Annotated in this window: 17 protein-coding genes; 11 read left to right on the top strand and 6 right to left on the bottom strand. The window is 41.9% G+C overall.

The annotated features are described in order from the left end of the window. Positions 1-83: 83 nt before the first annotated feature. From BQ8014_RS04260 to BQ8014_RS04225, 8 genes are all read left to right on the top strand, one after another. Positions 84-1,256: a DUF6786 family protein gene (locus BQ8014_RS04260; RefSeq protein ID WP_234997982.1), complete on the top strand. Its 1,173-nt coding sequence runs from the start codon at positions 84-86 to the stop codon at positions 1,254-1,256. 12 nt (positions 1,257-1,268) lie between these two features. Then, positions 1,269-3,209, top strand: a complete 1,941-nt coding sequence (locus BQ8014_RS04255) for a glycoside hydrolase family 172 protein (RefSeq protein WP_080903276.1) — start codon at positions 1,269-1,271, stop codon at positions 3,207-3,209. Positions 3,210-3,242: 33 nt separating this feature from the next. Further along, positions 3,243-4,421: a glycoside hydrolase family 172 protein gene (locus BQ8014_RS04250; protein WP_080903275.1), complete on the top strand. Its 1,179-nt coding sequence runs from the start codon at positions 3,243-3,245 to the stop codon at positions 4,419-4,421. A gap of 18 nt (positions 4,422-4,439) precedes the next feature. Then, positions 4,440-6,215 (top strand): L-fucose isomerase, encoded by a 1,776-nt coding sequence (locus BQ8014_RS04245; protein WP_080903274.1) that lies wholly within the window; start codon positions 4,440-4,442, stop codon positions 6,213-6,215. A 217-nt stretch (positions 6,216-6,432) separates the two neighbouring features. Then, the gene (locus tag BQ8014_RS04240) at positions 6,433-9,600 is read left to right on the top strand and encodes a SusC/RagA family TonB-linked outer membrane protein (RefSeq protein ID WP_080903273.1); all 3,168 of its coding nucleotides are present in this window, start codon (positions 6,433-6,435) and stop codon (positions 9,598-9,600) included. A gap of 12 nt (positions 9,601-9,612) precedes the next feature. Then, positions 9,613-11,373, top strand: coding sequence for a RagB/SusD family nutrient uptake outer membrane protein (locus BQ8014_RS04235; protein ID WP_080905809.1), 1,761 nt, complete (start codon positions 9,613-9,615; stop codon positions 11,371-11,373). An 18-nt stretch (positions 11,374-11,391) separates the two neighbouring features. Further along, positions 11,392-11,817, top strand: a complete 426-nt coding sequence (locus BQ8014_RS04230) for a DUF4945 domain-containing protein (RefSeq protein ID WP_160150030.1) — start codon at positions 11,392-11,394, stop codon at positions 11,815-11,817. A gap of 73 nt (positions 11,818-11,890) precedes the next feature. Next, positions 11,891-13,555, top strand: a complete 1,665-nt coding sequence (locus BQ8014_RS04225; protein WP_080903271.1) for a ribulokinase — start codon at positions 11,891-11,893, stop codon at positions 13,553-13,555. A gap of 253 nt (positions 13,556-13,808) precedes the next feature. Here the strand turns inward: BQ8014_RS04225 and porU are convergent, their stop codons facing one another. From porU to BQ8014_RS04210, 3 genes are all read right to left on the bottom strand, one after another. Then, positions 13,809-17,165, bottom strand: coding sequence for a type IX secretion system sortase PorU (porU, locus tag BQ8014_RS04220; RefSeq protein ID WP_080903270.1), 3,357 nt, complete (start codon positions 17,163-17,165; stop codon positions 13,809-13,811). A 745-nt stretch (positions 17,166-17,910) separates the two neighbouring features. Then, complete coding sequence (locus BQ8014_RS04215) at positions 17,911-18,786, bottom strand: NAD kinase (RefSeq protein WP_080903269.1); 876 nt, start codon at positions 18,784-18,786, stop codon at positions 17,911-17,913. A gap of 4 nt (positions 18,787-18,790) precedes the next feature. Beyond that, positions 18,791-19,453 carry a CBS domain-containing protein gene (locus BQ8014_RS04210; RefSeq protein ID WP_080903268.1) on the bottom strand — a complete coding sequence of 221 codons (663 nt, stop codon included), beginning with the start codon at positions 19,451-19,453 and terminating at the stop codon, positions 18,791-18,793. Positions 19,454-19,602: 149 nt separating this feature from the next. Here BQ8014_RS04210 and BQ8014_RS04205 point away from each other — a divergent pair, with 149 nt between their 5' ends. Genes BQ8014_RS04205 through BQ8014_RS18945 form a run of 3 tightly spaced genes read left to right on the top strand, consistent with a single transcriptional unit; the run spans position 19,603 to position 21,682 of the window. Beyond that, positions 19,603-20,274, top strand: a complete 672-nt coding sequence (locus BQ8014_RS04205) for a MotA/TolQ/ExbB proton channel family protein (protein ID WP_080903267.1) — start codon at positions 19,603-19,605, stop codon at positions 20,272-20,274. A 13-nt stretch (positions 20,275-20,287) separates the two neighbouring features. Further along, the gene (locus BQ8014_RS18950; RefSeq protein ID WP_087880542.1) at positions 20,288-21,109 is read left to right on the top strand and encodes a cell envelope integrity protein TolA; all 822 of its coding nucleotides are present in this window, start codon (positions 20,288-20,290) and stop codon (positions 21,107-21,109) included. Between the two features lie 18 nt (positions 21,110-21,127). Beyond that, the gene (locus BQ8014_RS18945) at positions 21,128-21,682 is read left to right on the top strand and encodes a DJ-1 family glyoxalase III (RefSeq protein WP_087880485.1); all 555 of its coding nucleotides are present in this window, start codon (positions 21,128-21,130) and stop codon (positions 21,680-21,682) included. A 23-nt stretch (positions 21,683-21,705) separates the two neighbouring features. On the opposite strand, the gene BQ8014_RS04195 is transcribed toward BQ8014_RS18945, so the two are convergent. From BQ8014_RS04195 to BQ8014_RS04185, 3 genes are all read right to left on the bottom strand, one after another. Next, positions 21,706-22,686, bottom strand: a complete 981-nt coding sequence (locus tag BQ8014_RS04195) for a TlpA disulfide reductase family protein (protein ID WP_080905808.1) — start codon at positions 22,684-22,686, stop codon at positions 21,706-21,708. 113 nt (positions 22,687-22,799) lie between these two features. Further along, complete coding sequence (locus BQ8014_RS04190; RefSeq protein WP_080903266.1) at positions 22,800-23,690, bottom strand: 1,4-dihydroxy-2-naphthoate polyprenyltransferase; 891 nt, start codon at positions 23,688-23,690, stop codon at positions 22,800-22,802. A 3-nt stretch (positions 23,691-23,693) separates the two neighbouring features. Further along, positions 23,694-24,374 (bottom strand): queuosine precursor transporter, encoded by a 681-nt coding sequence (locus BQ8014_RS04185; protein WP_080903265.1) that lies wholly within the window; start codon positions 24,372-24,374, stop codon positions 23,694-23,696. Positions 24,375-24,409 lie beyond the last annotated feature (35 nt).

Genomic DNA, 24,409 nt, shown 5'->3' with positions numbered 1-24,409 from the left:
TGAAAAAAATCATTCAATTATCTACTATAATATTGGTGTTGGGAATATTGTTTAGTTGTAGCAATAAACAAAAAAAATTAGATATGAAATCATTTGAAAAAGGAACGTTCGGTTATGATCTTAATTATTTATCGAAGAAAGACAGTCTGATCGTAGTTCTGACGGCCGATGGAGAAGAGGCCCGGGTCATCGTCTCGCCTAAATACCAGGCAAAAGTTTTTACCAGTACCGCCGATGGCTTATCAGGACAAAGCCTGGGCTTTCTTAATTATAAAGTCTTGGATTCCGGAAAGATTGATGAACACATGAATGGATACGGAGGCGAAAACCGGTTTTGGCTGGGACCGGAAGGAGGACGGTTTTCTATATATTTTGCGCCTGAGACCGAACAAATATATGACAATTGGCATACACCCTCGCCTATCGATATCGAACCTTGGGAAATTGCTTCGGCCAACCAAAAAAATGTCAGCCTGAAAAAAGAAATGGAAGTAACAAACTATCTTGGTAATCGGTTGAAATTACGTGTCGATCGGGCGATTTCTCTCATTGAAACTCCTGAGATTGCATTCACGCTAAGTCTTAAACTGAATTCGGGTATGAAGGCTGTGGCCTATATGACAGAGAATTCAATTGTTAATTTAAATGATTTCGAATGGACAAAGGAAACCGGTATAATCTGTATTTGGATGCTGGATATGTTTAATCCGGGGCCACGGGCCGTTACCATCATCCCGTTCAATCCGGGAGATGAAAAAGAGTTAGGCAAAATAGTAACTTCGGATTATTTCGGAGAAATACCGGCCGACAGATTGAAAATACAGGACAGCACTATCTATCTGAAAACAGACGGCCGGTACCGAAGTAAATTAGGGCTAAACACCCATCGTACCAAAGCTATTGCCGGCAACTATGATCCCGACTCAAAAAGGCTGACTGTAGTGACCTTCAATGTGGATAAAGACGCGGTATACCTGAACCAGGAATGGAATCCGTCAAAAGATCCCTTGATTGGGGATGCCTTGAACGCCTATAACGACGGTCCGCTGGAAGATGGTAGTATCATGGGACCTTTTCTCGAACTTGAAAGCGTATCTCCGGCAGCCTTCCTTAAACCGATGGGTACATTAAGCCATAAACATACGGTCTATCATTTTATTGGAGAAGAAGCCGATTTAACTCCGATTACAGAAAAATTGTTTGGTGCGACAATCGATGAAATCAAATCGGTTTTTCAAGAATCAGAGTCAAACTAAAAAATAAATCCTATGAGAACTCTTTCTTTTAAATGCTTTTATTTATTTCTAATCGTCTTTACTTTTTTTCTTTCGAAAGTGAAGGCTCAAGTCGGAACTTTACATTTCGAGCTGGAACAACTTTACCGGATTGACCAGCTTCCTGTTTACCGGCAGGTAATCGTGGAGCAGGAGTCCAGCTATGATAGAACCGGACTGAATGACGATGGATTTTCCGGTAAATATTCGTATATCCGAAAGGAAGGAGATAAACTGGTTTTGGCCGATTTAAAAGGTCCCGGCGTCATTAATCGGATCTGGACCCCGACTCCGGTTGACGGGATCATCGAATTCTATTTTGACGGAGAAAAAAATCCACGTATTAGGATGCCGTTTATCGACTTGTTTTCCGGAAAAGTATTCCCGTTTCTGGCCCCGATCTGTGGAAATGAAGTAGGAGGTTATTATTGCTATATTCCTATTTTGTACAAAGAATCATGTAAAATCTTGTTCTCCGGTGAGAAAATGCAGTTCTATCAGATTCAATCTCGTTCTTATCCGAAAGAAACAAAAACAGAGACTTTCTCTACGGATTGGACCGAACGGGATCAAACGGCATTCAATAAAGCTTGCGCTTTCTGGCGTTCGGAAACAACTCCTTTAGATGTCGGGCGCAACGAAGGGATGCAAATAAAGGAAGTAATGAAACAAATTACCCTTTTACCCGGAGAATCTGTCCTTTTTTTTGAAAGTAACCGAGGCGGTCATATCGTAGGAATCGAATTAGAATCCGGTAACATCTTGGAAGGTCAGTACAAGGATATTCTCATACAGGCGCAATGGGACGAGGATAGCGATTGGGCTATTTATTGTCCGGCAGCCGACTTTTTCGGATATGCTTATGGTCAGCCGGCTATGCGAAGTATTCTTGCGGGAACAAATGCCGGGAAGATAAATTATTGCTATCTGCCGATGCCTTTTGAGAAGAGAGCCAAACTGGGAATGGTTTATGAGAAAAGGGCGGAGAGTACGCAATCAAAAGTGGATATGAACATTAGAGTGTATTATACGGACGTTCCTCAGAATCCTCGGGTAGAAGGTCGTCTATATACCATTTGGCGTAGGGAAGTCCGGCCGGAAGATCGTAAACCGTATCTTTTTGCAAATATTACTGGCAAAGGGCATTATGTAGGTACAATCCACCAGGCGCAAGGCCTGCAACCGGGGATGACTTTGTTTTTTGAAGGAGATGATTCCACGGTCGTGGATAATAAAATGAGGATGCATGGCACCGGGTCGGAGGACTATTATAACGGAGGATGGTATGCATTGTTGGATCGATGGGACCGGGGTGTCAGTCTTCCGATCCACGGTTCTCTGGACTATTCCCTGCCGATGTGCCGTACAGGTGGTTATCGCTTCTTTCTGAGTGATAAGCTGAGCTTCGACCGGACGTTTCTGCATACTATAGAGCATGGACCGGAACATAATCTGTTTCCGGTCGATTATACCTCGGTCGCCTTTTATTATGGGGATAAGCCGTCTGCAAACCAGGTTAAACCGATTGAGGCATTACGTACGATCTATTACCCCGACGAACATGTCTTTTTCCCGCAATTAATGGATATATCTTTAGGCGGGGATACGGAAATTAAGAACAGGGGCCGCCTGGTGGTTTCTACGGAAAGAGAGGGAATGATCCGGATTATGTTAAACGAAATACCGGAAGGAATTTATCGGATCGGACTTACTTATTATCAGACTCCGGATGGCGGAGAGTTTTCAATTTGGAATCGCCAGAAGATGCTTATGGATTGGAAAGAGGCCTATGCATCGAAAGAGAAAAAGCTGGAAAGACAGGAGTTGGGCATGATCCATGTGACCCGACAAACTAATTCAATCTCTATTAAGGTAAGAAAAACAGAAAAAGGAAATCACTTTCATTTTGAAAACTTATATCTCAAAAGGTTATAAAGATTAATACTCATATACTAAAATTTAATGCAAATGAAAAAGACTGTTATATTCATACTCAGTATGATGATTGCAATCGCCGGGATCGCTCAAGAGCTCGGAAATGAAATGTATGATTTGTCGAAAATCCGTAGCGGATTAAAAAACAAACGGGTCAGCAGCTATGACAAGACGGGGAAAAATGGAGACCGGCTTAGCGGGATTAAAGATGGGGAAAAAGCGGTTCTTTTCGATGTAAAAGGAGCGGGTATAATCACGCATATATGGATTACGATTGCGCCTGTTCCCGAAGTTCTTAGCCGGAACGATATTATCCTCCGGATATATTGGGACGGAAAAGACTATCCTTCCGTCGAATCGCCGATCGGACCTTTCTTCGGCCAGGGATGGAATGAGCGGTATAACTTTTCCTCTTTTCCATTGGCAGCCGGCCCCACTAACGGTACGGGGCTCGTTTCTTACTTTTCCATGCCGTTTGGGAATGGAGCCCGGATAGAGATAGAGAATCAGACTGGGCGTACGATTGATGCTTTTTATTATTATGTCGATTATCTGGAAGTGGATAAATTACCGAAAGATCTCGGGCGTTTCCATGCGTGGTATAACCATGAATTGACGAAAGCTCTGCCTGAAGGGGAAACAGAATGGGGGCTCGTAGGACTTCAAGGGGAAAATAAGGATGGTAAGAATAATTATGTTTTTGCCGATATTAAAGGGAAAGGTCATTTTGTAGGATTAAACTATTATGTACACAGTCCTTCGCCGATGTGGTATGGTGAAGGAGATGATATGTGGTATATTGACGGGGAAGCACTTCCAAGTTTAGTTGGTACGGGGACCGAAGATTTTTTTAATACCTCATGGTGTCCTAAAGAGCCCTTTTATCATCCCTATTATGGTTATGCGCGGGTTAATAACGATATAGGTTGGTTGGGGCGTACCCATGTCTACCGCTTTTTTATCAACGATCCGATTTATTTTGAAAAATCATTGAAAGCCACAATCGAACATGGACATAACAATAATTTGACATTGGATATCGGGACTGTAGCTTATTGGTATCAGAGCGAAGCATCCGCCTTGCCTCCGGCTCCAAGTAAGGAACTCAGAAAGCCTAAACCGATGATTGGAGTCAATGAGATCCATCGGTGGCGCCATGAGTGGAGAAAAAATAAGAATAACGATCCACAATTATGGGGAAACGAAAAATAAAATAAATAGGGAGGAAAAATGAAAAAAGTAAATTATCCGAAAATCGGCATTCGCCCGATCATAGACGGTCGGAGAAAAGGAATCCGGGAGTCTCTGGAAGAAACGACAATGAATATGGCACGGAGTGTGGCGGAGTTGTATATTCAAGTCTTACGTTATCCCGACGGATCTCCCGTAGAGTGTGTAATATCCGATACTTGTATCGGAGGCGTTAAAGAAGCTGCCGACTGTGCAGAAAAGTTCGAACGTGAAAACGTGGGTCTAAGTATCTCGGTCACTCCCTGCTGGTGCTACGGCTCGGAAACAATTGATATGAACCCGTTGATCCCGAAAGCCATCTGGGGATTTAACGGCACCCAACGCCCGGGGGCTGTCTACCTGGCTGCGGCCTTGGCTGCACATAACCAGAAAGGTCTGCCTACGTTCGGTATCTACGGCCGGGAAATACAGGATATCGGAGATAGTGTGATACCGGAAGATGTAAAAGAAAAACTGCTTCGTTTTGCTAAGGCCGGTTTAGTGGTGGCCATGCTGCGCGGTAAGTCTTATCTGGCCATCGGAACGGTATCAATGGGTATCGGAGGATCAATGGTTAATCCGGATTTCCTCCAGGAATATTTTGGAATGCGTACCGAATACGTGGATTGCTCGGAGATTCTTCGCCGTGTACAACAGGAAATTTACGACAAGGATGAATATAGAAAGGCATTGGCTTGGACAAAAAAGCATTGCGTCGTAAATGAACTGCCCGACCATAATCCGGAAGCGATCAAACGTAGTCGCCGGCAAAAAGACGATGACTGGGAGTTTGTTGTCAAAATGACACTGATCATGCGTGATCTGATGACCGGCAACAAAAAGCTCGGCGAGATGGGTTTCGGAGAAGAAGCTTTAGGACACAACGCCATTGCCGGAGGCTTTCAGGGCCAGCGACAGTGGACGGACTTCCTGCCGAACGGCGATTTCTCGGAAGCCATTTTGAATTCATCTTTCGATTGGAACGGACTCCGTGAACCTTTTGCCTTTGCTACAGAAAATGACCATCTGAACGCCATGTCGATGTTATTCGGTAAGCTATTGACTAATACGGCACAATTATTTGCCGACGTTCGTACTTATTGGAGCGCCGAATCCATCGAAAAGGCAACAGGATGGAAACCTGAAGGAAGGATGAAAGAGGGAGCGATCCATCTAATCAATTCCGGATCATGTACATTGGACGGTACCGGTCAGCAATCTAAAGACGGAAAGCCAGCCCTGAAACCTTTCTGGGAAATTTCGGAAGAGGAGGTGGATGAAATGTTGAAAGCCACTCAATGGGGACCGTCTTCACTGGAATATTTCCGTGGAGGAGGCTATTCTTCGAAGTTCCTGACCAAAGCAGGCATGCCGGTCACCATGTGCCGCCTGAACCTGGTGAAAGGCCTAGGTCCTGTGCTTCAGTTAGCAGAAGGCTGGACAGTCACCTTTCCGGACCATGTATTTGATGAGATTGACAAACGAACGGACAAAACCTGGCCGTCAACGTTTTTTGTTCCACGTACTACCGGAACCGGACGTTTCAAAGATGTCTATTCGGTGATGAACTATTGGGGGGCCAATCATGGCGCGATAAGTTACGGACATATCGGGGCGGACCTGATCTCGCTTGCTTCCATGTTTTCTATCCCTGTGTGCATGCACAATGTCGACGAAGACAAAATCTTCCGTCCTTCAGCCTGGTCTGCATTCGGGTCAGATACAGAAGGCTCCGATTTCCGCGCTTGTCAAACGTACGGACCTTTGTATAAGTAAAGGTAAAGAACCAGTAACCAGAGGTTTTTACAATTGCAAGGGTGAAAAACCTCTGAGGTTACTGATTCTGAAAAGAGCATTGTATTGCTCTAATCTCTGGAATCATAGATACAAAACCCACGGTAATCAAATGATTATCGGGGCACGCTTGTATTTATGGGGTAAATATACACAAAAGAAGCATAGACTCGAATTTTAAATGTAAAAATGAGTTATTATGAAAAAACATTTGTATCATGAATTGATTAAAGGTATAAAAATTATTAGAAATCTTAATCTGTTAAAGACTCTGCTTTGTATACTAGTTCTGTTGACTATAGTCAATCTGGTCAAGGCAAATAATGATCCTCAAAATACCATTCAAGTTAAGACAGTAACAGGAATAGTCACAGAAGTCGGAGGTGAAGCATTACTCGGAGTAAGTGTTTTAGTAAAAGGCACTTCTACTGCTACTATGACAGATTTAAACGGACAGTATTCAATAAATGTAGGATCTAATACTGCGGTACTTGTGTTTTCTTATCTCGGTAAAAAAACACAAGAAATAACAATTAACAACAGGTCTGTGATTAACGTTGAATTGCAAGATGATGTACAGGTCCTGGAAGAAGTTGTAATTCAGACAGGTTATATGACCCAGAAAAAAGCCGATTTAACAGGATCATTAGCAATGGCTGATTCCAAAGATATTGAACAGAACCCAAGTGCTAATGTGATGAAATCATTGCAAGGAAAACTGCCTGGAGTCTATATTACAAGTGATGGGAATCCGGCTGATAACGTTGGAATACAAATTCGGGGAATTACCTCTATGCGTTCGGCAGCTCCCCTGATTGTTGTCGATGGGCAACCCGTAGATATCAACCTGAGAGATATAAATACGCTTGATATTGAATCGATCCAGGTATTAAAAGATGCGGCTTCCGCTAGTATTTATGGGTCCAGAGCTGCTAGCGGCGTTATCTTGATTGAAACAAAAAAAGGGAAAAAAGGAGAACTGAGTATTAAATATGATGGGTACGTCGGGTTCTCGAGTTTGGTCAATAAACCGGACATGTTAAATACGCTGGAATACGGGAAAGCTATTTGGCAAGCCACGGTCAATGATGGTAATGATCCGGCAACCGCCATTCGGATATACAATTACGACTGGCATAGGGATTCTGAGGGTATACCTGTACTAAACTCAGTAAGTCCGGTAGAATGGTTGAACAGCCAAAAAACGATGCCTTCCGCCGATACGGATTGGTGGGACGAAATGACCCAGACCGGAATCAATACCAGTCACCAAATAACTGTTTCAAACGGCGGAGAAAAGGCGAGATCATTATTCTCTCTTAATTATTACAACAACGAGGGAACTTCCATCCATTCACATTTCAAAAGATATACCACTCGTTTGAACAGTGATTATGATCTGATTAAAGATCGATTGAAGGTCGGGGAAAACTTTACGGTCTCTTATCTGAATTTTAACGGACAGAGCGATGTGTATAATTCTATTATAATGCCCTCCATTGTCCCTGTTTATACAACAGACGGCGGATGGGGTGGAACAGCTATGTCTCTCGGCATGGATGATTATAACAATCCGGTTAGGTCTGTGACTATAAATAAAGATAATAACGATAATTTTGTAAAACTATTAGGAAGCGCTTACCTTGATTTGGCAATTTTGAAAAATCTTCATATTAAAACTCAGTTCGGCGTAGATTATTCTAATTATTTTTACAGGTACATAGATTATACCTGGGAAGAAGGAGGAGGAAGATCCGATACGCAAAACGGAGTTAATAATTATCAGAGTCATTCATTTAACTATACATGGACGAATACTTTAATATATAATTTAAATCAGAGTAAGCATTCTCTTGACATACTCCTCGGACAGGAAATGTATCATTATGTGAATGATGGATTCAGGTCTTACCGCTCAGGCATTTATTTGGAAAATAGAGATTATGCTTATCTTGATGCGACCACCGGTGATATTAGGGAACAACCTGGATGGGGGGATGAGGCAGCCTTGTTATCCTATTTTGCAAAAGCAAATTATTCGTTTGATTCCAAATATTTACTTTCTGCAACCATTCGTTATGACGGAGCTTCAAAATTCGGAACAAATAACCGTTGGGGAACTTTCCCTGCTTTTTCTTTGGGTTGGAGGATTAAGAACGAAGCGTTTTTAGAAAATCAGAAATGGCTCTCGGAACTAAAACTCCGTGCCAGTTGGGGTATGAACGGGAATTCCAATATTCCTTCTAATGCTCTGGTTAATATATATGGTGCCGGATATGATGCTACCGCTTATTCGATAGGAGGGAATGACAATGGAACGTTGTACTCCGGATATTACAAAATTCATACGGGAAATCCGAACCTAAAATGGGAAGCGACTGAACAGACCAATTTAGGATTTGATTTTGGCTTTCTGGATCAGCGTTTGAGAGGTTCTTTTGATTATTTCTATAAGAAAACGGATAATATGCTATATGAGCCGCCTTATATCGGAGCATTAGGAGAAGGCGGTTACCAGTGGGTGAATGCGGCCGACATGGAGAACAAAGGGATAGAGCTTCTGGTCAGCTATAATAATCACTGGTCTTCTGATTTCTTGTTTACGGTAACAGGAACTTTGTCTACGTATAGAAATAAAATAAAAAGTTTGCCTGAAAATGTCAGATATACTTATGGCGGAAATGGGTTGAAAGACGACATTATCGGACGTCCTTTGAATTCACACTATGGATTGGTCGCAGATGGAATATTCAAAACCCAGGAAGAAGTCGATAATTCTCCGGAACAGCAAGGAAAAGGCTTGGGCCGTATCCGGTATAAAGACTTGGACGGCGACGGTCGTATAGATGAGACTTACGATAGAACCTGGATCGGCAACCCACACCCTGACTTCGAAGCAGGTATCAATTTTGAGGCCTCGTATAAAGGGTTTGATTTGGCATTGTATTTTCAAGGAGTTTTCGGACAGGAAGTATATAACTCTTGGAAAGAGTACAGTGACTTTTGGAATATTACCGTACAGAATGATAAAAACCATCCGACAAGAATCTTAGGTGCATGGTCTTTAACGAATCAAGATTCGGATATTCCGGCTTTGTCCCGTAGAAATGAAAATGGAGAATTAAGAATGTCGACCTATTTCATCGAAGACGGATCTTATATGAAGCTTCGGACGGCGGAATTAGGATATACCGTACCCAAGAATATTGCGAATAGGATATATATGCAACGAATGAGACTCTATGTCTCTGGTCACAATTTATTCACATTGAAGAGTAAGGATTTTACCGGACCGGATCCGGAAAATCCCGGATTTTCTTACAGAATCCCTCTTACTATGACGTTTGGAGTTAATTTAACCTTTTAAATAATGAAGATTATGAAAAAGATAAATAAATTCAATGCTTTTATTTTAAGCATAGCTTTTTTATCGTTTACGATCGGATGTAGTGATTTTTTAGATGTTAATCCTAAAGCTGTACTGTCTGAAAATTTGATACAAGATCCGGAGAATATGGATGGATATGTGACAGCCGCTTATTCTTATATGCCGAGCCTGGGGTATGCTACTTCTCATAATCCATGGATGCACGGGAGCATCCGTTCGGACGACGCCTATAAGGGAGGAGGAGGTCTATCAGACCAAACGCCCTGGTATGAAATGGAAATTTTTACAGCCGTGACGTCCAATGTCGGAAATAATGACGGCCCTTGGTATTTAGGTTATTGTGGCATTTCCCGTTGTAACACCGCCCTCCGGCAATTGAATGCAATTGATGCTTCCGTCTTTCCGGAAAAGGAGGTACGTATCGGGGAAATGAGATTCTTAAGGGGCTCTATTTATTTTAATATGAAATTATTCTGGAAGTATATTCCGTATATTGATGAAACAGTAGAAGTTTCCGCCGAAGTTTATGAAGGAGTCTCCAATCATCCTGCCGAAATGACCAGTGATATGGAAATCTGGGAGCGAATACTGGAAGACTTTGAGGTTGCCATAGAAAAATTACCTGAAGAACAGCCGGATAAAGGTCGGGTCAATCAAATCGCAGCAAAAGCAATGGCTGCAAAAACCTTATTGTTTATGGCTTATGAACAGAATGACAGGCATCAGGTAGTGAATATCAATAAAGACAGATTGCAAAAGGCTCTGACATATTTGAACGAGATTACCGATAAAGAAGGTCAAAGGGTGGCTTTATGCCCTGATTTTGCGGAAAATTTTCTTCCGGAATATGATAATCAGACCTTGGAGTCTATCTGGGAAGTGCAGTACTCTATCAATGACGGCTCCACCAGTGGGAAAGTGGATTGGGGAGATGAATTAAATGCACCCTGGTGGCCTCCCCATTTTAATTGCTGCGATTTCCATAAAGTAAGTTATAATTTGGCGAATGCATTTAAAACCGATCCGAATGGGTTGCCGATGTTTGATACATTTAATAATGAAGAGCTTAAAGGAAATTACAACAACTATTTCCATAACAATACGTTTGATCCTCGGTTCAGCCACACGGCAGCAGTACCGGGACATCCATGGAAATATAACATGCAATTACTTTTTGACAGTACTGCTTCCCGTGCACCTTTCCAGTACGGTTATCTGAATTCTATGAAAGAACAGGTAGATCCAAACTGTGATTGCGTACGTAAGCCATTCTATGTTCAAAATTCAATGAACAAGCGAAATATTCGGTATGCGGAAGTTTTATTATGGAAAGCAGAATGCTTGATCCAATTAGACCGATACACAGAAGCATTGCCTTTAATCAACCGGATAAGGCAACGGGCTGCTAATAGTACCGGACGCTTGATATTCTCGGATGGAACTCCTTTGTTAAATTACAAAATCAGTTTATATCAGGATGGCGTAAACTGTAACTGGACGAAAGAATTTGCAATGAAAGCATTACAATGGGAAAACAGGCTGGAAATGGCGTGCGAAGGCAGAAGATTCTTTGATTTGCTACGGTGGGGAATCCTGGAACCAACAATGAACGCCTATTTTGCAAAAGAAAAGACGCGTTTAGATTGGATGGAAAAAGGCCTTTTCATTGCCGGCAGAGATGAATATAAACCTATTCCTCAAGCTCAAATAAATTGGTCTCATGGCAATTATATACAAAATCCCGGATATTAATTAAAATATATGAATCGTATGAAAAGAATAGTCTATTTGTTGACGATATTGACAATGGTACTGATGTATACCAGTTGTTATGACAGGGATATTTTAGATCTTAAAGAAGGCGTTTCTTTACCTCCTGTCACTAACTTGACTTACTCGCTTTCCGGACAAACAGCCTCTCTTACCTGGGGTATACCGGGTGATATTTCCAGCGAAATAAGCAAGCCTTTAAGTGTGAATATCCAGGTACTTCAATACAAACCGGGAATATTAAGTCCGATTCGGGTTTATACTGTAACTTTGGAAAATGAACCGACAACCGCTACTTTTACTGTATCTACTACAGATGAAAATGAATATCATGTAATAGTGAAATTAGTTGGCAATGTGAAAGAAGCCGTGTATGGAGAATCTACTTTGATTTATTCTTTAGGACAAACTATTGTGATTAAATAAACTTTACAAAGAAACAGGGCGTAGTCATAGCCTCTACGGCCTGTTTCTATACATAATCCGTTAATATCAAGTTATGCAATCAAACTACATCATCGGCATCGATTACGGCACCGACAGTTGCCGCGCATTGATCGTTAATTTATCGGGAGAAGAGATAGCTTCTTCAGTTAAGTATTACCCTCGCTGGAAACAGGGTTTATATTGTGATCAGCAAAAAAATCAATATCGCCAGCATCCACTCGACTACATTGAGAGCTTTGAGCAAGCAGTAAAAGAGGCTTTATCTAAAGTACCGGAAGGAACGGCGGAGAAGATTGTAGGCATGGCATTCGATACGACCGGATCTACTCCTGTGTTGACTGATACTGAAGGCACGCCATTAGCCTTGCTGGATGAGTTTAAGGATAACCCGAATGCTATGTTTGTACTTTGGAAGGATCATACAGCTATCAAAGAAGCCGAGGAAATAAACAGATTGTGCAAAGAATGGGAAATCGATTATACTTCTTATTCAGGAGGAATCTATTCCTCCGAATGGGTTTGGTCAAAAATGCTACATGTATTACGTGAAGATGAATCTATCCGGAAAGCAGCCTATAGCTGGACGGAACATTGCGACTGGATGCCCGCTTTGCTAACAGGAAAGACAAAACCTGAAGAAATGATACGAAGCCGCTGTGCTGCGGGACATAAGGCTATGTGGAACGCATTATGGGACGGACTTCCTTCGGAAGAATTTCTCACGACCTTGTCTCCCCTTTTAGCCGGTTTCAGATCACATCTATTTACAGAAACTTTCCCATCCGACAAAAAAGTGGGCACATTGACTGCTGAATGGGCTGAACGACTTGGTCTGCCGGAAAATACGGTTGTCGGTGTCGGAGCGATAGATTGTCATATGGGTGCCGTTGGAGCCGGCATAAAGCCGGGTACCTTTGTGCGGGTTATGGGTACTTCTACGTGTGATGTGATGGTCATTCCCTATAAGGACATAGGTGACAAGCTTATTTTAGGAATATGTGGACAGGTTGACGGGTCAGTGGTACCAGGTATGATAGGCTTGGAAGCAGGTCAAGCTGCTTTCGGCGATCTATATGCTTGGTTTAAAGAAGTTGTGGCATGGCCTCTGACTAATATATTATCCCAATCTTCCATTATAAATGAGGATACAAAAGAAAAGCTGATAGCGGAAACTTTGGATAAGATCATTCCCGTTTTATCAGAGCAGGCTGCCAAAGTAAACATAGAGGACAGTATGATTTTAGCTACCGACTGGTTTAACGGACGTCGCACACCTGACGCAAATCAGTTGCTTAAAGGAACAATTACCGGGTTGACATTGGGCAGCACTGCACCTCTGGTTTTCAGGGCGTTGGTTGAAGCGACGGCTTTCGGTTCCAGGAGCATTGTCGAGCATTTTATAAAAAACGATATAGATATAAAAGAAGTAATAGCCATAGGCGGCATCTCTCTGAAATCCCCATTTGTGATGCAAACGCTATCTGATGTACTCAATATGCCGATTAAGGTAGCTAAATCGGAACAAGCGTGTGCGTTAGGAGCTTGCATGTTTGCTGCTGTAGCAGCGGGAATATATCCGGATATAGAAGAGGCACAAAAACACATTGAGCAAGGATTCACAAAAATATACAATCCTGATCCAAACAGGCATATCTATTATTCCAACTTATATAATACGTATTTGAAAATAGGGAAATTCTCTGAATCAATAATATAAAGTATTGATCTCCGATAAAGGCTTTCTTTAATAATTAAGCGATCCCATTTGAGGTCGGGTTAATTATTTAACGGCCTAAGGTAATTAACGCATTACGCCTGTTATCTCTTAATGCTGAAAACCAAATGATTGCCGGTTTAATTACTGGTTTGTCATATGGGATTAATCCTAAAAATCGGTGGGTAAATATTCAAAGGTCAATGGAAATTTAGAGTGAACAAAATCGAGTGCTCTAAAAAGATTGGTGGATTTTTTAATGTCCTAAAATAATCATTTTCTTGGTTTCTGTTGCCTCTTTTGAATTAGCTGAAGAAATGATTGCCCGATATAGGTATACTCCGGGGCGTAATCTTCCACCAGCAGAATTATATAAATCCCACTTGATAGAATAAATATCAGTAGAAGCTGAAGTGGTTATTTCTTTCGAATTCCATTGCAAACGACCAGTTATATCGAACACTTCAAATTTTACATTTAAATTAGAACCTATACGATTATGAATCAACTGAAAAGTGGCACTTTCTTTTGTCGGAGATGGGAAGGCAATTAGTTCTGCAATTTTAGGACGTAACCCATCCACCACTTCAAAAGAAAAATTATATGCAGCTGGGTTATTCATTACATCCCATACTTTAAATTGTGCAGTATGCATACCCGTATCTAGTTTTGCAATGCTAAAACCTATTTCACCTTCTCCATCTACCTTAAAAGATGACGAATAATAAGCGTTTAGGTTGTATGTTTTGTATGGAGAGCCGTCTATAGTCAGCGTAATATCATGTCCGATACTGCTTCCTGTAATGTTGATGCCGCTCTCATCCCAGACTTTTGCCATAAAATAGGGTGTGGCATTCACTTTTCCACCGTCTCTAAAGGTTGTATCATTTAGACATGCCAAACGTATCTCTGGAGGGGTTGTGTCTTTAATTTGAGATGTATCTGTACCATTAACTATATAATTTGTGAAGTATCCGCTGGCTTCTTTATAGTTCGTTTCATCTACAGCATAAAAACTCATTTTAGCAGAAGTTCCGGAAGAATACTGTATATCCTTTGGAACTATGAAAGAAACCGTAAACTCGCCATTCTTCACTTCTGCACTGCCCGAATAAATAAGGTTGGGGTAATCCTGATAGGGGATTGGATCATGAAAATTTCCATATGTTTTTAAATTAGTTAAATTATCAAATATGGAAATATAAACCAATCCATTAAAATTTGATGATAAGGTACTGTTGATATTAACACTTCCTTTTAAGGATACTTTTTGCTGAGACTTTAAGTAAATGGTTTTATCAGTTATTACCTCATTATTAATATGGGTAAGTTGTACATTATAATCTGATGAGGGTAATTTTATGGCTGGATCTCCAATTAAACATATACCCATTTTTCGAACGTCATTCATACTTCCTTTTGATTTTACAATCAAATCACCTAATCTATATCTATTACCACTGACGATATTATTAATAATATTAGTGTTAAAAAATGCATTATCATTATTTATTGCTACTCTTGTCGTAGTAAATAGAGCAATTCCACCTCCACCTTTCTTTAAAAATACATCCTCTCCAGCAGTTGTAGTGCTTCCATCAAATGGACAAAAATCACAAGATGCAGTAATAAAGATTGGTGGATGTGGATAAGTCAAGTTGTTAGCCATGTATTGAGTATATACATTTTCGTCACTTAAGGATCTTTCGTTTCCATGCCCAATATAATGCATATATAAAATACCACTTTGCAGCTTGTCTTTAATAAGTTTAATAACATCAGGATATGTGCTTTGTCCCGCATTATTCTTTTTATATTTATCAAACATACCTTGATTAACAATTAATTGAGGCATATTATTAAGAACCAATTTACTTAAACTTATAGACTCATATGTAAATATATTATCATAACTATCTACACCTCCACCATCATCTCCTAATATTAAAACTTCGTTTTTCCATTTTCCAATATTGGATGGTTGGATATACGTAATAGTTTTGTCAACTACATTTTTAGCATCAGTAATTGTTTGTACAGGAAAACGCCCTACTCCAACTTCTGGTTCTGGTTGATATCCTACTTGTCCAAAATAATCTTCATAGACTTCAGATGCATCATCTAAAGAGTTTTTTGTTTGATACGTTAGAATGAAATTATCCTTTAATTTTTGTGATATATTTTTCCAAGCTGAAGATAAAAACCTGTTATCATATGTACCATCACCAAATAGTAATAGATATTTACGTGAATTATCTTGGTCATATAACATTTTCATGAAGTTGCGAATAGCTGTAGCATCTGGTGTTCCGCTAGAGAACTCATTATATATTTCTTCAGGGGAAACAACTAAAGTTTTTAAAGTATCATATGCTTCATGGGCTTTAGCTAGCCTTAGTGCTTCTGATTTGAAAGCTGGAGGAGCCAAGATTACGTAATCAATATTAGTTATAGCATGTAAGTTTTGATTAGGAACTAAAGAGACATCTTTAGCTGTTATTGATGGGAAAGTTTGTTCTGTCTGGATTAAAACAAATTCATCTTTTTGGATAGAAGTATTAATAAAGGAATAGGAATTTTCTAATAGTTCTCCCGTCATTTGAATAGGAGATATTGGATTTGAAACCCTCCATATCATTGTATTTGAGTTTGCATTTTCAATAATATATTTTGCTATACTTGTCCAATATTGTGTGTTTCTAAAAAACATATATGGTTCTCCATAGTTTTTTAGTTGTCGCTGGAAGTTAATACGTAAAAAGTTTAGGAATGCAGTTCTGTCACCGGAACTAGAATAGGTTAAATCGAAAGTTAAATCTGATTTTTGTGTAATTGGGAATGAAACCGTACCTTTAATCTCTGTACCCTTACAATAGGTTTTTAAACTTGCAGATCCATTATAGTTTGGCAATAACTTATTCATAATTTGATTGCCATTATAAGCAATGTATAGTTGTTTTGTCCCATAGTTCGGATTTGCAATAAAACAATAATCAAGATATCCAGTACCTTCAATTAAACCATCTACTTTACCAAAGGGAAAACTCTGTTTAGAATTAACAAATGATTCTCCATATAATTCTCGACCTGAATTATTAACAGACACCAATTCTTTTTCATGTAATAGATAATCATCAAATGTCGTTACTCTAGTAGCCGCATCATACTTATACTCATCAGAAAGTTGAATGATGTTGGGAGTTTGGCTATCAGTCAGGAAATAACAACCATAAGTAGAATACGGATTATTTTCGTGTTGAAAAACAAAATTGGAATAATACCATCTGATGACACCTAATCCATAAAACAGTATATAATCAGGACCTTGATATATTGATACATTTGGCAAATCATTATAAAATGTTGCATTTAAACTTTCGTTTAAAATATTCCCCCCATAACCAAATACAGCTACTTTAGATGGATCTGAGAAACCCATCTTTTTAAGCTCGGCATAAGTAATTTTGTAAATACCGGTTTCTTCTATTTTGAATTTAACCCATTTCCCTTCGCTAAGTACTGATTGGTTAGTATATTGATTTTGAGAATAAACAATAGTCGATACATATAATAAGACAAGGACATTTAATATAAATCTAGGTGTTTTATACATAATTTCAATTTTATGTAAAAAACGACCTGAGTTCACTTTTATTATAATTTGAAAATATTACTTCTCATTGTAAAAAGAATAAGCTGATGGCCAGCAGCCACTAATCCCTTCAGTATCGGTACAACACCAATATCTTTTTCCAATTCTGGGAAAGTCATGGGTCACACAGGTGCTATCAAAGTCTATTACTATAATCATGGTAATTGACGTAAGTTTAAGTTTGACAATGGAATAGTCATTTGATTGCTGCTCTGCACATACTTGGTTTGATTGGTGAGATTGTAAACGGTGAAGTAAGTAGCATATATTCCACGGTTTCTACCAACGGCATTTAAATTTACTTCAAATTTCAAAACATACCCCACTTCTTTCCAGAATTTGCCGGAAGACTTCATTAGAGTGCCAATAACTATATGTTACATACAAAACATAAAAATAAGATCATTGCCTATATAATATTGAATTATATGGCGAACCGGACTACAATACAAGACTACATATCATTAAAAATATAGGTTATTTTGTGTTATTCAGTAGTTTTTTGCTTTACGATCTCTCTTGTAATTAAATGAAAATAAATAGAGTGTAGGGATTTCTAATGTATATAAAAAAGGAAAGGTTGTCATCACGACAACCAATCTTCATTGTTAACCTTAAATCTAATACCATGAAAAACACATTGCAAATATAAAGCATTTTATGTTATTCAACATAGTTTTTAGAAAGAAAATTTTCATTTTTAACATTATTTCATTCTTGCATCCGCTCCCCACATCAATTTATCCCTCAAAGTCTGGTAAAAAGTATGGTTGTAACGCTTGATTATCTTCGTTGTATAACTTGCCTTCCGAACCGATAACTGGATTCCGGCAGGGAAAACTTCCGAACCGCCGTCCAAAGCGATCAGAAAAGATTTGGTACGGCTCTCCACGCTTAATGTAATCGTATAGGAATCCGGAATGACCAACGGACGCACATTCAAACTATGGGGTGCAACCGGGCTAAGCACAAAATTATTGCAGGAAGGAAGCAGGATCGGGCCGTTCACACTCATCGAATAGGCTGTTGAGCCGGTCGGAGTGGCAATCACCAAACCGTCAGCCTGGTAGGAAGTCAAGTATTCGTGGTTCAAAAACGTATGAATTGTAATCATCGATGAGGTATCCCGCTTCAAAATAGCTATTTCGTTCAAGGCATAATTATGCCCGGGATACACCCGGTCTTCCGTCACCAGACGAAGCAGGGTACGTTCCTCTACCTTGTAATGCCCATGGGAAATCTCGTCCAGCGTCTCATTAATTTCATTTCCCCCGACATCGGCGAGGAAACCCAACCTTCCGGTATTGATGCCCAGGATAGGAATATTCTGCTTCCCGATCTTAGCAGCCGTATGCAACAAGGTTCCGTCGCCTCCAATGCTTAAAGCGATATCCAGCTGATAAGTTTCGTCAAGTAACAAACCATTGACCGGGGGATCGTACCCCAAGATATCCGTCAGGAAAGAATAGAAACCGCTTTCGATATAGATTTCCATTTTCAGAGTATCCAACTTGTCAAACACGTTCTTGATGACCTGTTGTTTGTCCGTCTGATACTCACTACCAAATACGCCTACTTTCATTGATTTATATATTCATATAACGCATTAACTCTTCCATCCGCTGTTGCAATAAATCGTCCACCATCCCCTGCTCCATATAATAATAACGAATTTCGTAGTTGAAACGTTCAAAACTACGCACGAGAGGAGACGCATCCTCCAGGTCGACTTTGATCGTGACGATCAGCCGGCCCGTTACCGGATCCCGATGGGAAAGCAGGCTCAATAAATGGGCATTGTTTGATTCCACAATGCGGGCGATATCCGATACGACATAATCCTGCGGAAGTATCTCCAGCACAATGATACTGCCGCTTTCTTCCGCATGGCAGAGCTGGGAAAATATATCTAATACCGTTTCACCGGTCAAGACACCAAGATAACGGCCCCGTTCCGATACGACCGGCAAGACGGTCAGATGATAACGGGACATCTTTCCCAGCACCTCGTGCCAATGCCCGTCCACTCGTACGCTGGGAGCAAAAACAGCTAATGTCGACAAGGCATGCTCCAAATCCGGCATACCCATGACTTCCTTCTCCGAAACCAACGACTGATAATCGCCTTCCTCCGATAACAAGGGAAGATGCTTTGCTTTCAAATCTTCCATTAATGTTATGGCATACGCTCCGGTGTCCGAACTTTTTAACACAGGAAAGTCCTTTGTTATAAAATCTTTTATCAACATATTCCGTTAATTCCCTAAATCCTACTAAATTTGCCTCTACTTTCAATGCAAATGTAGTGAAAGAGGAACAATTATAACGCTTTGCGGAAACTATTTTAATCGTAAAAGAGAGAATACATACGATTTCGCATGACAAAAGAGAGAGAAAAATGTTATTCATATTAGGAAACATTAAAATACAAGCGGCTGAATCGATGCCCGACCTGTCGAGTCCTTACGGAATGATTCCGATAGGTGACGACTGGTCCGCCCTCTTCACACCGACGGGTTGGTTCTTCCTGTCGGCCCTTGTTCTGCTGGCTCTTTTTACACTTTATTATGTAATTCAAAAGGTGGTAAGCCTTTCCTCGGGCATTCAGGAAGAAGAGACATTCATGAACCGTATCAGGGACTATCTGACGGAAGGTAAGACCGAATCGGCCGTCAAACTCTGCCGGAGCCAGAAAACCCCTGCCGCAGAAATTATCCAAAAGGGGATTTCCTACCTGGGGAGGCCGGTAACCGAAATCGTATTTATGCTTCAGATTCGGAAAGAGCAGGCTTTTAACCAATTAAAGAAAGGAATCCCGCTGTTGGCCGCTCTGATGATCGGCATGCCTCTGTTCGGATTATTGGGGACAAGTTGCCTTTGGGTGGAATCCTCCGGAAATAGGGTTTTCCCGGGCGAAACACTTTTTCCGCTAATCAGCGGGCTATCCATTGGTATTTTCGCATTAATTACCTATTTTTATCTTGTGATCAAAGTGAACCGGATTCGGAACAGTATAAACAGTTGCATTGCAACATTTCTCGACATCATAAATGAACCGGCGCACGCTTAAACAAAAAAAGAAAATGAACGAAAAGAAAGATAATGTAATTGCCTTGACCAGCTCCGTGCTCATCCACATAGCCATCATTCTGTTTCTCACGGCCTCGCTCTTGAAAACCAACCTGCCCGAAGTCCTTGACGGAGGGATCCTTGTAAATTTCGGGACTGTGGATGCTGCATCCGGTGAATTTGAACCCCTGTATACCGGAAATCTTTCTTCCGAACCGACGGCCCCACCCGACCTGGCACCCGAATCGCCTGCCAAATCATCGGAGAAAGAGGTGGTAACCCAGGATATGGAAGAGAGCGTAGCCATCCCGGAGAAGAAGGTGGACAACTCCAAAGCCAGGGAAGAAGCGCGAATCCGCCAGCAACAAGCGGAAGAGCAACGCAAAGCCGACGAACAAAAACGGAAAGGACAGGCTATTAGTGACAAGGTAGCCGGCGCTTTCGGCGGAATGGGAAACACGGCCAGCAACAGCGAAGGCACAGCTTCCAGCGGCATCGGCAACCAGGGAAGCCCCTTCGGCAATTCGGACACGGGCCCATATGAAGGAGTCGGCGGTTTCGGTGGCACCCAATTGAAGCTGGACGGGCGTGTCGTAAGGGGAGGTTCCCTTCCACGTCCTGCCTACACGATCCAGGAAGAAGGACGGATTGTAATAGACATTCTGGTTAATCCCGACGGCGACGTCATATCCGCCACGATCGGAAAAGGGACCAACATAGCCAACGACTCCATGCGCAAAAGCGCCCTGGAGGCGGCACGGAAGGCTAAATTCAACAACATCAACAGTGTAAATAACCAAAGTGGAACGATAACCTATCGTTACACATTAAAATAACCTAAAAAAGTTCAGATCATGAAAAAGGCATTTGTATTCTTAGCAACTGGCTTCGAAGAAACAGAAGCCATCGGTACGGCAGACATCCTCCGTCGGGGAGGCGTGGAAGCGGCCATCGTATCCGTCACGGACAAAAAGGAAGTAAAAGGAGCGCATAATATCATTGTAACAGCGGATTTACTCTTAGCTGATGCCGATCTTTCCACAGCAGACGCCTTGGTTCTGCCGGGCGGCATGCCGGGAGCAAGCAACCTGAAAGCCAGCGAACCGCTAAAGAAAGCCCTGATATCCCATTACGGACAGGGAAAATTAGTCGCCGCCATTTGCGCCGCTCCTCTTGTACTGGGAGGACTTGGTTTCCTGAAGGGCCGGATAGCCACCTGTTATCCCGGCTTTGAATCCACGCTTATTGAGGCGACTGTGACCAAAAATCCGGTAGAAATCGATGGTAATGTAATCACAGGCAGAGGGCCGGGGTTGGTTTTCAACTTCAGTTTGGCTATCGTGAGCGCCCTGCAAGGCGAGGCCGTTGCCAGGGAAGTGGCCGAAGGACTGTTGCTCTCCTCCTATTGACCGCTCATCCGGTCAAATTATTTTCAGTGAAGAAGTTCGGCTAACTTCTTCTGCAAGTCTTCTCCGTAAAGATTTTTGGCGAGGATAACGCCGTCCGGATCCAAAAGGATATTGGCGGGAATACCGCGTACGCCATAGAGGGCAGGAACTTCCGAGTCCCAGAACTTCAGGTCGGAAACATGCGTCCACGCCAATTGATCGTCGGCAATGGCTTTTAACCAACTGCCTTTTTCTTTGTCCAAGGAAATGCCGATAATCGTAAAGTTTTTGTTCTTGTAAGTTTGGAAAGCTTTGACAATATTCGGATTCTCACGGCGGCACGGAGGGCACCAGGAAGCCCAAAAGTCGAGCAGCACGTATTTCCCCCGGAAACTGTCGAGCGATACCTCCGTACCTGAAGCGTCCGGCAAGCTGAAGTCGGGAGCCGTCTGCCCTATTTCCACCTTTTCCAGCCGGGCAATGATCGAATCCAATTCCATCACATACGGGTAGGTCGCCAGCGATGGGGCCAGCTTGTCGCGAACGATTTTAAGGCTGTCAAGCGGAAGCTGATAGGTAAAGTAACGATAAAGGTAGTAAGCAGAGGCCGGTGATTCGGGATGCTCCGTAACCAGCTGGTCGATGCTGAATTCAGGCAGGAACACTTCCTGTGCGTTCAGGAAAAACAAATCGTTTAGCGGTGAGTCCGGTATCGTCACCGTCTTCCCGTCTTCTTCCAACGTCAGATCGATCTTCTTGTTTTCCAGAAAGAAAGGAACCGGATATTTCATTTCGCCGGCGATCAAACCGTATAGCACCGGTTGTTCCACCTTCCCCTTGAATGTAAATTTTCCGTTGACGATATCGGCTGTATCCACGTCAAAATACATCTTGTTGCGGAAGACCTGCAAATAAATCTTCCCTTCTTTTACATTCTTTGCCGTCCCGTTGATGACGTATCCTTTCTGCTGCTGGCAAGCGCCGAGCAGTAATAAACAACAGAAAAATCCTATTATCTTTTTCATTTTATTCCGTTTTTGCCATTTGCCTATTTTGCAAAAATAAAGAGAATCCCTTGAAAAAAGGAAATTCATTTCCTCTTTTTCTCTTTTTCCGGGCAAAATTAAATAAGCGCTAATTATCGCAATAAAGTGATGCTAAGCAAAAGAGCGAAAAGGAAGACGTTCCGCGCTGTCTGTCCGAGCGTCCGGTTCAATTCTTTTCCCTGTACCCGCCAGAGATCCTGCCAGGTAAAGACAAAAAGGACAAAAAAGAAAGCGTACAGGAACCAGAAGTTCCAGCCTTTATAAAGCAAGACCGGCAGCGCGAAAAGGATCGCCAAGACGCCGTTCAGCAGATAGAACACCTGCCCGAACCTGCGGCCGAAAAGCACGATTGTCGTCCGTTTGCCGGATAACATGTCCTGTTCATAATCCCGGTAATTATTGACCACCAGTATATTGATAGACAAAAAGCCGATGGAGAGGGAGAGCCAGAGCGACAACCAGGAGAAAGAGAGCGCCTGCACATAGTAAGTAAAGCAGACCGGAATAACGCCGTAAAACAACAAGACGCAGAAATCCCCCCAGCCATGATAAGCCAGCGGATAAGGTCCGGCGGAATAGGCCAACACGCAAAAGGCAATTCCAATCCCCACAAAGATCAGTTCCCATCCGCCATAAAACAAAAGGCCCAAACCACACAGGCAGGCGATTCCCAAAGTAATTAACGTCCCCTTCCACATCGCCCGGGGAGAAATCCAACCGGAAGCAACTGCCCGTTCGGGGCCTAACCGATCGGCACGATCCGCTCCTTTTTTATAATCGAAATAGTCATTGGCAAAATTGCTTGCAATCTGCGCCAGCAAAGCCACCAGCAGGCATAAGACAGCCGGTATCCACTGAAAAACTCCTTCCCGGTAAGCCAACGCACAACCGATTAAAACCGGGCTGATGGAAGCCGGTAACGTCTTCGGACGGGCGGCCTCCACCCATGCCATCAATCTCTGCTTTCCTTTTTCTTCTGTCATCTCTCAAATATCTTTTATTTTTAACGGATTAAAGGAGATATCGCCATCATAAACGTCACTCCCCTCCTTCTTCTTTATATACTTGACTACCCGGATGGTAATCGGCAGGATCACCACTTCGTAGGCGGACTTCAATAAAGCTTGTGTCAGAATCATCCATCCCAAGGCTTCCAATGGAATCAACCCGCCAAATGCAATCGGAAAGAAGATCAAAGAATCGGCACTCTCGCCAACCAATGTCGACACAATCGCACGAAGTGAAAAATGCTTCCCTTTTGAAGCCACTTTCATCTTACTCATAATATAAGCATTCAGAAAGGAACCTGTCAGGAAAGCAATAAAGCTGGCCAATACAATACGCGGAGCCATTCCGAACACGAAATTAAAGCCCTCTTCCCCTTTCCAGAAAGGAGCGGCCGGCAGAAGGACCGCAAGCTGCGCAAAGCCGACCACCAGGAAATTCATCGCAAAACCGCTCCAGATAACCAGCCGCGCCTTCTTATAACCCCAAACCTCTACGATACAGTCATTAATAATATAGGAAAGCGGAAAAACGACCAACCCGGCCGTTGCCGTAATGAAGCCGATCTGGACGACTTTCGTCTCCAGCAAATTGGATGCAATCAGGCATACATTAAATAAAATAGCCAATAGAAGGAAAGGAACGGATACTTTTTCTTTCATTTTTCTTGTTTTTTACGTGGTTATACAAGCACACG

It is taken from the genome of Parabacteroides sp. Marseille-P3160 (assembly GCF_900162725.1).
Taxonomy (GTDB): Bacteria; Bacteroidota; Bacteroidia; order Bacteroidales; family Tannerellaceae; genus Marseille-P3160.
This window is presented reverse-complemented; position numbering and strand designations above follow the sequence as displayed.